We start from the raw sequence: 11,084 nt of genomic DNA, 5'->3' as shown, positions 1-11,084 counted from the left end.
AAAGGTCTACCCACCACTTCCCGGTGACTGAGCAAGCGCGTCCGCTTCTCGGGGATGGCACGGCGCTGATGGCCGAATCGGGCGCAGAGCGGCAATGCCAGCGCGCGTCGATTCTCCTGCAATCCCGAGAAAGGCCCTTTCAGTGGGCGAGCCGGGCGGGACAGGGCAGGCGTGCGGTTTAGAACGCCGTGGCTGTCACAGCTCAGGTTCACAGTTGCCCCGCCATATACCCCATGGCAATCGCGAGTGAGAGACTTTCGCATTGTCTGGGATGGTCGTGATGACGCGGCGTATCGTGCTTCTTTGGGTCTGCCTGCCCTTCCTGGCCTGGTGCGGGCCTGCAGGCGCCCAGACGGCCGAACTGCCCGTCGCAGTCCCCGAGGTGAACGTCAGTAGCCGGCCTGTCGCCGCCGACGGCCCGGTGCCCGGCTACGTCGCCCCGCGCGCGATCACCGGCAGCAAGACCGACACACCTCTCGTCGAGAACCCGCAATCCGTCTCCGTCGTCACCCGCGACCTGATCGACAACCTCCAGGCTCAGACGGTGGTAGAGTCGGTGCGCTTCAACGCCGGCGTCTCCGTCGGCAACTTCGGCTTCGACCCGCGCTTCGACCAGATCTACCTGCGCGGCTTCGCCGTGAACACGCTCGGCGACTACCGCGACGGGCTGCGCCAGGGCAACGCCCCCTTCACCTACTTCCGCACCGAGCCCTACGGGCTGGAGCGGATCACCCTTCTCCGCGGCCCCGCCTCCGTCCTCTACGGCCAGTCCGGGCCGGGCGGGCTGATCGACCGTGTCAGCAAGCTGCCGACCGAGGGGCGCATCGGCGAGGTCCGCCTCACCACCGGCTCCTACGACCGCCTCCAGGGCGCCTTCGACGTGGGCGGTGCGGTGGATGAGGGGAGCCGCGTCCTCTTCCGCGTCACCGGCCTCGCCCGCAACGCGCGCACGGACCTGGACTGGGTGCCGGACGACCGGCTCTTCCTGCAGCCCGCGGTGACCTTCCGGAACGACAGCACCACCCTCACCATCCTCGGCCACGTCCAGCAGGACCGCACCACGCCGAGCGCCGCCTACTACAGCGCCAACGGACGGCCCACGCGCATCCGCACCTCCGACCGCTCCATCGACGGGCTGTTCCAGAGCCAGCAGCAGGTCGGCTACCGCTTCGAGCATCGCTTCGATGAGGCGTTCTCCGTCCGCCAGAACCTGCGCTACGGCCACGCCACGCTCGACGCCGCCTACCTCACCAGCAACGGGCTGCGCGCCGACGGGCGCACCCTCAACCGCAACGTCCTCTCGCAGGAGGACGAGCTGGACTCCTTCGTGGTGGACAGCATGGCCGAGGCGCGCTTCGCCACCGGTCCCCTCTCCCACACGGTGCTCCTCGGGGTGGACTACCAGAACACCGGCTACGACACCCGCAGCGGCACCAGCACGGGCCCGACGCTGGACCTCGGCAACCTGGTCTACGGCGAGCCCATTGCGCTTCCCCGTCTGACCGCCCGCACCGTGCAGCAGCAGGACCAGGTCGGGATCTACGCGCAGGACCAGATCCGCCTCGGGCGGCTGGTGGTTACCGGCGGGCTCCGGCACGACTGGGCGGACCAGTCCAGCGCCAGCCGGGCCACCGGGGTCCGCACCCTGCAGGACGACAGCGCCCTCACCGGGCGCGTCGGCGCAGTCTACCTCTTTGAGGGCGGCCTCACTCCCTACGCGAACTACGCAACATCCTTCAACCCGCAGGTCGGGGTGGACCGGCTGGGCAGCCCCTTCGAGCCGATCCGCGGTGAGCAGGTGGAGGGCGGCCTGCGCTACCAGCCGCCGGGGACGAATAGCATCCTCACCGCCTCCGCCTTCCAGATCACGCAGCGCAACAGCCTCACCCCCGATCCCGAGGCGCCCACCCGCTTCTCCGTGCAGACGGGTGAGACACGCTCCCGCGGCGTGGAGCTGGAGGCCGTCGCGAGCCTCGCGGACGGGCTGAACCTCATTGCCTCTTACACCTGGCAGGACGTGGAGGTGACGCGCTCCAACAGTGGCAACACGGGCAAGCGCCCGGTCGGCATCCCGGAGCACCTGGCCGGCCTCTGGCTGGACTACTCCATCAAGGACGGCCCGCTCGCCGGGCTCGGGCTCGGCGGCGGGGTGCGCTACTTCGGGGAGACGCCGGCCAACGCGCTCAACACCCTGACCAACAAGTCCTACCTCGTCCTCGACGCCGCCATCCGGTACGACGTGACCGAGCGGCTGCAGCTCGCCCTCAACGGCTACAACCTGACCGACACGGACCAGATCCAGTGCCAGTCCGGCGCCTGCTACCAGGGGCTGCCCATGACTTGGCTAGCCTCCGCGCGTTTCCGCTTCTGATGCACCGACGCCTTCTCTTCGCTCCCCTTGCCGCCGCCCTGGCGGCCCCGGCCCTCTCGCGCGCGCAGAACGCCCTTCCTTCCCTCATTCCCGGAACGACGCAGCGGGACCTGGAGTCCCGTACCGGGCAACCCTTCCGCCTTTTCCTGCACGTGCCGGCCGGCGAGCCGCCAACGGGGGGCTGGCCGATGATCACGGTGCTCGACGCCAATGCCGTTATGGGGCTCGTGGTCGACACGATCCGCGTCCAGGCCTTCTGGCCTGCCGATAGCGGCTTCCGCTCCGCCGCGGTCGTCGCCGGCATCGGCTATCGCACGGACGCTCCCTTCGACTTCCTCCGTCGCTCCTTCGACCTCTCCCCGCCGCCCGGCCGCCAGTTGCCGCCCCTTCCCGACGGCCGCCCCGGGGCGCGGACCGGCGGCGCCGACGAACTCCTCGACTTCATCGAGGAGACCGTGAAGCCGCTCGTCGCCCGCGCGGCCCCGATCGACCCCGCGCGCCACGCCGTCCTCGGCCACTCCTTTGGCGGCCTCTTCGTGCTGCACGCCCTCCTCAACCGTCCCGGCACCTTCCGGGACCACATCGCGGGCAGCCCATCTATCTGGTGGGAGAACAGCGCCATCCTCGGCGCGGCGGACCGCTTCGCCGCGCGAGCGGAACGGCCCGCGCCGCTCCGCCTGCTGATGACCGTCGGCGAGTACGAGCAGAGCCCTGCCCCTTGGCACGGGGCCGCGCGCCGGCCCCGGCTGGAGGCGAACCACATGGTGGACTCCGCGCGGGCCCTGGCCGACCGTCTGCGCCCCCTGTCCGGCCTGGAGGTCACCTTCGAGGAGCTCCCCAGGGAGACGCACATGTCTGCCCTGCCGCTCGTCGTCCAACGAGGGGCGGGCTTCGTCCTGCGCGGGTCACCCGTCGCACAACCAGGCTGACGGTCGGCCCAGCTCTGCCCTCCTCTCGAGCGCCAGGAGCCCATATCTCCGTCCGCGCTAGCGCCGGAGAACCGGGTGAGCGGCCAGGCTGTGCGTTGAGCCGTCATCTCGGGTCTGGCCGATAGCGGTATTGCTGCCTTCGAGCACGACGGCCGGCGAAGCGGACGCGTTCGAACAGGGCCTGTGCCGCCCGGTTATGGCGCTTGGTGCATGGTGGCCCGCTCGAGGGTGCCGGCGTAGGAGAGAAGGTGGCCCAGGCCCGGCAGCCCGATCTCGACGGACATCCGGTACTGGCCGGCTTCCATCCATTCCCGTGCGACGACCCGGGGCGCCAGGAGCGCGGGAACGGGGAGACCGAGGAGCCGGGATTTCCGGAGCGTCCACGCGATGCTGTCGGAGCTGGGGGCCAGCACGATGTCGAAGGAGAATGGCCCGAACCGTTCGGCGATCGTCCCTTCGCCGGGAACACCGACATCGATCCGGCTCGTGAAGCGGCCCGTACCGAAGTCACGGTGCCACAACTCGCCCCCGCCGTCCGGCTCGAACACCACGCACAAGGATTGCCGGCCGTCGGCCATCCCCAGCCCCATGCACCGCAGCAGGAGCCGGGACAGGCTTCCGCCCGTGCGCACCACGGCCGATCCGGTGGCGCGGCGCGGCCCTGGCCCCTCGTGAAGGCGTCGCAACGCATCGGGGAGAGCCGGGCCCAGGGCGATGAGATGGGGTGGCGCCGGGATGGGGGATCCTGCGCCGCGCCGCATCCGCAGCCCCGCGCGGAGCTCCCGTATCCCGAAGACGAGGACGCCGAGCGCGTAGACCGTCATGAGCCAGGACCAGATTCCCCGGTCCACGAAGGCGAGCCCGGCCGGGGCGACGGACCATTGCACCAGCTCGGGCAGGAACAGCGCGAGGAACGCCCCGTAGTTCAGCGTCAGCACCGTGTGCAGGACGCGCTCGTTCGCGCTCAGCCGCCGTGTCCGGTCCTCCTCCACGAAGTCCCGGCACGTCACCCCGATCTCGGCGAGGATCACGGCGCCGAGCAGCCAGGCGCACCAGCCCCGCCACTCCAGCCAGGCCATGGTGGGAAAGAGCACGAGGTAGAAGCCCTCCCGCGCCGCGTGGAGGACGAGTTCCGAGCCCTGCGAGGAGCGGTGCGGCAGACCTTCCCGGAACTCGTGGTTGCGGATGTTGTCGTAGGCGCCGAGCACGCCCTGGATGCCGAGGACGGCTAGCGCGGCCTCGATGCTCATGACGCATGGGCCGCGATGCCCGGGCGAACGCCGATGAAGCGGTGCCGCTGGGCCTGCGGAACCACGGCGCAGTTCTCGCGCCGGCCGAACCAGTCGTAGCGCCGGCGGGCGAGGGCGGAGTAGGCGGCGTCGCGCAGCGGGCGCGGGACCGCGCGAAGGCCGCCGAGCCAGGACCAGGGTGCTTTGAGGTGGCGCAGGATCTCCAGCACGCCCGCCGAGCGCGTCAGGGGGCGACCGCGGCGGATCACCAGGAAGGTCTCGTGCAGCTCCGCCCGGCCGAAGCCATGCCGCCCGGCCAGGGCCAGCCCCTCCGGCGACCAGGCGCCGGCGAAGCGGAGGAGGTGGTCGCGCTCGTGGGCGAGCACGAAGGCGAGCATGCCGCTGCAGAGGAGGCAGTCCGTGTCGAACAGGATGATGGGGGAGCGGAAGCCGTCCTCATCATCGCAGGGCGACGCTCCGGCCGCGAACTGGGTGCCTGTCATGCTCGCTGTTCCTTGTAGATGGGGCGCGACGAGGGGTGGGCTCAGAGCAGGGCCGGCTTCGCGATCATCAGCCAGAAGATGACCACCACGCCGATGAAGGCGGGCCAGCCGAGGGCAAACCAGATCCGGGCGTAGCGGTGATACAGGGCCGGCAGGGCCTCCCCGCTCGCCACGGCCCCTTCGGCCAGGTGCCGCATCCGGATCTGCAGCCAGACGACGGGCAGCCAGCAGGCGCCAACCAGCCCATAGAGCGCGATCGACAGCAGCAGCCAGGGCGTGTCCCAGCCGAAGCCGGCCTGCCGCGCGAGGAGCACGCCTGTCACGGGCTGCACGATCACGGCCGGGGTGGTGAACAGCCAATCGGCGAGGACGACGTTGCGGCCCGAGACGGCCATGGCGCGGAGATCGCCGCTGCGCGTCGCCATCCAGCCGTGAAAGGCGGTGCCGAGCCCCGTACCGAAGAGGACCGTGGAGCTCAGCACGTGGACCCATTTCAGGAGGAGGTAGGAGTCCATCGGATCAGTCCTCCAGCGCCATGAGGGCGAGGGTCGCGGCGATCACGGCGGCGTTCTTCAGCAGCGGGGCGAAGGGGTGAGCCCAGAGCTCCGGCGCCGCGATCGTGGCGAGGAGCGTGAAGCCGAGAACGACGGCGATCCCGAGGGCGCCGACGAGGGCGGTGCGGCGCGGCAGCAGGAGCAGCGCGGCGCCGATCGCGACGTCCAGCAGCGCCCCGGCCAGCAGCACGACCGTCGCGGACGCGCCGGAGAGGCCGAGCCCGGCGAGCAGGGCGGCGCTCACCTCCCCCGGCGTGACGAGGAGCGGGACGAGGCCGGAGGCGAGCCAGATCACCGCCAGCACGCCCCGCAGAAGCGGGCGCAACGGCGCCAGCCGGGCCTGCCAGCGATCGGCGGTGACGGCCGGCTCCGCGGACAGCGCCTCCGCGACGGGCCGGGCGCGCCAGCCGATGGCTTCCGCCGCCGGGCGGGGATCGCCCGTGCTGCCGCGGGTGAGCATGGCGAGGGTGTCGGGCGTCAGCGTCGCGCCGGGCAGCACCGCCCCGACCTGGGCCGCGAGGCCGAGCAGCGGGGCGGGCAGGGGCAGGGAAGGCCGCGGCGGAAGGCCCAACCAGGAGCGCAGCATCCCGGTCAGGGCGTCGGTCCCCATGGGCGCCGGGCCGACAAGGTCGAGTTGCGGCGGAACGGCGCCGCGGCGCTCGATGAGCGCGACGACGGCCCGCGCCAGATCCTCGACATGCAGGGGCTGCACCGCCCAGTCCCCGCGCCCCAGGCGAACCGGCAGGGGAAGCGCGGCGAGGGTGAGGAAGAGCCCGGTGCTCTGGCCGCCGCGCCCGAGGACGAGGGCGGGGCGAAGTACGCACCAGCCCTCACGCCCGCCCTCGGCGCGGAGGCGGAGCAGGTGGGCGTCGGCGGCACCCTTGCTGGCCAGGAAGGCGGTCGACGCGTCCGGCGCCGCGCCGAGTGCCGAGATCTGGACCAGCCGCCCGATGCCCGCCGCGGCGCAAGCGTCGAACAGGGCGCGCGGGCCGCGGTGGTGGACCGCGTCCAGTTCGCCGTTCAGCACCCCGGCCGCGTTCACCACCGCCTCCACGCCGACGAGGCGAGGCGCCCAGGCCGCCGCGTCGTCGCGGAGAAGGTCGGCCCGCACCGTCTTGGTGCTGGGGTGACGGCGTGCCAGGGCGGCGGCGTCGCGGCCGGCAAGGACCGTCTCGTGCCCGGCGGCGCAGAGGCGGGCGACGAGGCGCCCGCCGATGAACCCGTTCGCGCCGAGGATGAGGACCCGCATGGCCCCCTCACTCGGCCGGTGCCGCGGAAACGGAGGCCCGCTGCTGGCGCCAGGGGTCGGCGGGCACCGGGACGGCGCGGCCGGCCTGCGCCGCGTTCCACACCGCCACGCCCATGATGACGAAGGCGCCGATCAGGCCGAGCGAGCAGAGATAGACGGCCTGCCGGATGAAGTCCGCCATCGACAGGGACTGGCCGGCCGCGAAGCTGACGAGGAAGAGCGGCCCGCAGACGAGCATGACGGCCGAGAAGGTCGTCCAGAAACGGGCGGCCGCCCCGCCGTGGCAGATGAACTCCAGCACGCCGTGCAGCGGCCGCCACATGATCGCGGCGACGGTCGTGGTGGCCACGAAGGTGAGGGCGAGGGCCGCGCCGAGCTCGATCCAGGTGATCATCAGGGGAACTCCCTTGGGTTGGTGGTGCTCCTTTCAGCGCAGGGCGTGTGCCAGCCCGCGCGCACCGGCCAAGTATCTGAAAAAATGGGAAGCGGCGGCCGGATGGCGCGCCATGCTGTTCCCGGCGGAGTCAGTTGGGCCGCTCGCCCTGTAAACCGCGTTTACAGCCGCGGGCCGTTCGGGCAGGCTTCCAACCGCGGGTGCGCTGGCCCGATCCATGCTCCGGGCCCCCCATGGCGCTCCATATCGCCCTCGCGCTCTCCCTCTTCGGCAGCCTGCTGCTGGCGGTGTTCCTGCTCCTCCGCGCGGGCCGCGTTCCCGGCGCGCGGCTGCTCGTGCTCTTCCTGCTCGGCGTGTCGGTCTGGATCGCGGGGAACGAACTACCGCCCCTGCTCGGGCCGGGCACGGAGCGGGTGGCGCTGGCGATGCTGGCGACGGCGCCGCTCACCTCGGCTGTGTTCGTGCACTTCGCTCTCTCCTTTACCGGCACGCGGACGCCGGCGGCTCTGCTCCCCACCGTCTACGGCCTCGGCGGCGGGGCGATGCTGCTGGCCCTCGTGATCCGGCCTGGCAGCTTCGGACCCTTCGCCGGCCTACCCTTCGTCGCCACGCCCAACACGGTGGGCTGGATCGCCAGCCTCGTCTGGGGCGGGCTGGCGGCGGCCGGCACGCTCGTCCTGCTGCGGGCGGGACTGCGCGAGCGGGGGCTGGCGCGGCGGCAGGCGCTGGCGGTCGGTCTGTCCTCCGGTTGGGGGGCGGTCTGCATGGCGGGCTACGCCGCGGCGGCGCTGCGGCTGGATGTCTATCCCTGGCCGCTGCTGGGCCTGCCGCTCTACCCCGTCATCCTCGTCTATGGCGTGCTGCGCTACCGCGTGCTGGTGGCGAATGCCTGGGCCCGGCGCGGGCTGGCCTGGACCCTGCTCGGGGCGGTGGGCGCCGGCGTGCTCGCGGTCGTCTCCTCCGCCCCCGTCCTCGCGGAACTCGGTCCCGTCGCTGCTGGCGGGGCCGCGGCGCTGGCCTTCCTGGCGCTGGGCGGGCCGGTGCGCTGGCTGGCGGAGCGGGTGATCTACCCCGGCGGCCTCGTCTCGCCGGCCGATGTCGCGGCTTGGCGGGCGGCGCTGGCGCCCGCCGCATCGGGGGAGAAGTTGGCCCGCACCGCCTCTGCCCTGCTCACCGCCCGGCTCCGCACGCAGGTGGAGGTGCTGATGCCCGGCATGGTGCCGGAGGACCCCGGCGCGCCCCGGCTTCGCCTCCTGCAGGACGGCGCCGGCGGCTGGCGCACGGAACTGGAGGGGTGGGAGGCCGCGCCGCCGGGCCCGCGCCAGGCCGGGACCCTGTTCGGCACCGTTGTCGCGGAGGAGGCGGCCCGGCTGGAACGCGCGGCGGCCCTGGCCGCGCGGGAGCGCGAGAGGGCGGAGCGCGAGCGGCTGGCGGAGCTGGGCGCCATCGCGGCGACGGTGGCGCACGACATCCGCAACCCCCTGAACATCATCGCCATGGCCGCGGCCGCCGCGCCGGGCGAGGCGCGGGCGGAGATCCGGGAGCAGATCGCCCGCATCACGCGCCTCTCGGCCGACCTGCTGGACTACGCGAAGCCGTGGCGGGTGGAGCCCGTTCCCACCGACCTCGGCGACCTTGCCCGCAGCGCGGCGCGCGGTGCTCCGAATGTCGAGTTCGGCCCGCGCCTGGAGGCTCCGCTCCCCGTGCGGGCGGATCCCTCGCGGATGACGCAGGCCCTGGTGAACCTTGTGGAGAACGCCCGTGCCGTGCCCGGCGTCCGGCGGGTGATGATCGACGCGGAGAGGGGCCGCGGCGGGGCGCTCCGCCTGCTCGTTCTCGACGACGGCCCGGGCGTGCCGGCGGAGCTGCGCGAGGAGCTGTTCCGCCCCTTCGTGTCGCGGACGCCCGGCGGCACCGGCCTGGGCCTGGCGATCGTGGCGAAGGCGATGGAGGCGCACGGGGGAACGGCGGGGCTGGAGGAGCGCGCGGGCTGGAGCACCTGCTTCGTGCTCACCCTTCCGGCGCAACTCGTGCTGCCCCCGCGGATGGAGTCAATGGGATGACGCCCGACACCCCCGGCCGCGTGCTGCTGGTGGATGACGAGGCGGCCTTCCGGCGCCTGGCCTCCTCCTGGCTGGAGGGGTTCGGCCACCGGGTCGTCACGGCGGGCGACCCGGAGGAGGCCGCGGCGCGCTTCGCGGCGGGCGAGCCCGAGGTGGTGGTGCTGGACCTCGTCATGCCGCCGCGGCTGGTGCCGGAGGCCGGGCTCGACCTCATCCCCGCCTTCGCCGCCGCCCCGGTGATCGTGCTGACGGCCCATGCGGACCACGACCTGGCGCTGCGCGCGGTGGAGCGTGGCGCCTGGGACTTCCTGGCCAAGCCGGTGGAGCCGGAGCTGCTCCGCTTCGCGGTGGAGCGCGCCCTGCGGCAGGCGCGCCTGCGGCGCGAGCTGGCCGAGCTTCGCGCGGGCGATGGGGCCGAGGACCTGGGCCTCGTCGGCCGGAGCGAGGTGATGGGGCGCCTGCGCGAGACCGTTCGGAGGCTGGGGCCCACCTCGCTGCCCGTGGTGGTCCTCGGGCCCACCGGGACGGGCAAGGAACTGGTCGCCGCCGCGCTGCACCGGACGGGCCCGCGGCGCAGCCGGCCCTTCCTCGCCGTCCACTGCGGCGCCCTGCCGGGCGAGCTGCTGGAGAGCGAGCTCTTCGGGCATCTCAAGGGTGCCTTCACCGGCGCCCACCGCGACAGGCCGGGGCTGGTGGAGGCGGCGCACCTGGGCACGCTCTTCCTGGACGAGATCGGCGAGATGCCGCCCCTGATGCAGGTGAAGCTGCTGCGCTTCCTGGCCGATGGCAGCTTCACCCCGGTGGGCGGGCGGGAGGCGCGGCACGCCGATGTGCGGGTGGTCGCGGCGACGCATCGCGACCTGGAGGCGATGGTCGCGGCCGGTGCATTCCGCGAGGATCTCTATTACCGGCTGAAAGGCTTTGTGCTGCGGACGCCGCCGCTGTCGGAGCGCCGCGAGGACGTGGCCCTGCTCGCGGCGGTCTTTCTGCGCCGTGCCGCGCCGGGCACGCGGCTGACGCCGGACGCGCTGGACTGGCTAACGTCCCGCGAGTGGCCGGGGAATGTCCGCGAACTCCGTGCACTGGTCGAGACCGCCGGCGCCCTTGTGGGCGGTGAGTGGAATCTCGTGGACGCGGCCTCCCTCCGCTTCACGGCGGGGGAGGACACCCTGGAGGCCGAGCCCCCTCCCAGCGCAGACCCTCCCCAGGGCGGGCTCGACGCGGCGATAGCGGCGTTGGAGACGCGGATGCTCCGCGATGCCTTGGCCGAGACGGGCGGCAACCAGTCCGAGGCGGCGCGGCGGCTCGGGATTTCCCGGCCAGGGTTGATCAAGAAGATGGCGCGACTGGGTTTGAGGTAGCCGCAACGTCTTACGCCGATCCCGGCCGCCAGCGATGCCTGACAGCGGCTGCTGATCCGACCGAAGCGCTCATTCGACTGTGACAGGGCGTTGCTGCCAAACGATGCTGGCCGGAAGCAGAATGTCCGCTTCCCGCCGTGGCAGCCGAGAAGCCGACACCCGATCCGTCAACGGCACACCTCCCACCGAAATGAATACTGTCTCCTCCAGCCTCACTGGTCCCCCTTTCCGGACCGGCCAAGGAGGGAGCGACCGGACACCGCGGCGCGCGAGGAAAGCTTGTTCTTTGCGGCGTCCCTTCCCGATGAACGGTTTCGTACAACTCCCCCCTCGGTTCTGGCCTAGAACCCCTCCATCGCCCGCCGAGACCCTCGGCGCGGGTGACTGAGAGACGCGCCGCGCTCCCGCCGACACCCCGTCGCAGGAGCTAT

The 11,084-nt window shown here is 72.6% G+C and carries 9 protein-coding genes; 4 read left to right on the top strand and 5 right to left on the bottom strand.

The window, feature by feature from the left end:
• Nucleotides 1-280 precede the first annotated feature (280 nt).
• Both VQH23_RS06515 and VQH23_RS06510 read left to right on the top strand, forming a co-directional pair.
• Nucleotides 281-2,371 (top strand): TonB-dependent siderophore receptor, encoded by a 2,091-nt coding sequence (locus tag VQH23_RS06515; RefSeq protein ID WP_338664821.1) that lies wholly within the window; start codon nt 281-283, stop codon nt 2,369-2,371.
• Nucleotides 2,371-3,300: an alpha/beta hydrolase-fold protein gene (locus VQH23_RS06510; protein ID WP_338664820.1), complete on the top strand. Its 930-nt coding sequence runs from the start codon at nt 2,371-2,373 to the stop codon at nt 3,298-3,300. The genes VQH23_RS06515 and VQH23_RS06510 overlap by 1 nt, the downstream gene beginning before the upstream one ends.
• A gap of 194 nt (nt 3,301-3,494) precedes the next feature.
• Here the strand turns inward: VQH23_RS06510 and VQH23_RS06505 are convergent, their stop codons facing one another.
• From VQH23_RS06505 to VQH23_RS06485, 5 genes are read right to left on the bottom strand one after another with little or no spacing between them, the layout of a single operon-like run.
• Nucleotides 3,495-4,550: a DUF4166 domain-containing protein gene (locus VQH23_RS06505; protein ID WP_338664819.1), complete on the bottom strand. Its 1,056-nt coding sequence runs from the start codon at nt 4,548-4,550 to the stop codon at nt 3,495-3,497.
• Nucleotides 4,547-5,032, bottom strand: coding sequence for a DCC1-like thiol-disulfide oxidoreductase family protein (locus VQH23_RS06500; RefSeq protein ID WP_338664818.1), 486 nt, complete (start codon nt 5,030-5,032; stop codon nt 4,547-4,549). The genes VQH23_RS06505 and VQH23_RS06500 overlap by 4 nt, the downstream gene beginning before the upstream one ends.
• A 41-nt stretch (nt 5,033-5,073) precedes the next feature.
• On the bottom strand, nt 5,074-5,547 hold the full coding sequence (locus VQH23_RS06495) for a DUF2269 domain-containing protein (RefSeq protein WP_338664817.1): 474 nt from the start codon (nt 5,545-5,547) through the stop codon (nt 5,074-5,076).
• 4 nt (nt 5,548-5,551) lie between these two features.
• Nucleotides 5,552-6,835, bottom strand: a complete 1,284-nt coding sequence (locus VQH23_RS06490; RefSeq protein WP_338664816.1) for an SDR family oxidoreductase — start codon at nt 6,833-6,835, stop codon at nt 5,552-5,554.
• A gap of 7 nt (nt 6,836-6,842) precedes the next feature.
• Nucleotides 6,843-7,229, bottom strand: a complete 387-nt coding sequence (locus tag VQH23_RS06485; protein ID WP_338664815.1) for a hypothetical protein — start codon at nt 7,227-7,229, stop codon at nt 6,843-6,845.
• 233 nt (nt 7,230-7,462) lie between these two features.
• Here VQH23_RS06485 and VQH23_RS06480 point away from each other — a divergent pair, with 233 nt between their 5' ends.
• Both VQH23_RS06480 and VQH23_RS06475 read left to right on the top strand, forming a co-directional pair.
• On the top strand, nt 7,463-9,292 hold the full coding sequence (locus tag VQH23_RS06480) for an ATP-binding protein (protein WP_338664814.1): 1,830 nt from the start codon (nt 7,463-7,465) through the stop codon (nt 9,290-9,292).
• The gene (locus VQH23_RS06475; protein ID WP_338664813.1) at nt 9,289-10,653 is read left to right on the top strand and encodes a sigma-54 dependent transcriptional regulator; all 1,365 of its coding nucleotides are present in this window, start codon (nt 9,289-9,291) and stop codon (nt 10,651-10,653) included. The genes VQH23_RS06480 and VQH23_RS06475 overlap by 4 nt, the downstream gene beginning before the upstream one ends.
• Nucleotides 10,654-11,084: the final 431 nt, after the last annotated feature.

Source organism: Pararoseomonas sp. SCSIO 73927 (assembly GCF_037040815.1).
Lineage (GTDB): Bacteria > Pseudomonadota > Alphaproteobacteria > Acetobacterales > Acetobacteraceae > Roseomonas.
This window is presented reverse-complemented; position numbering and strand designations above follow the sequence as displayed.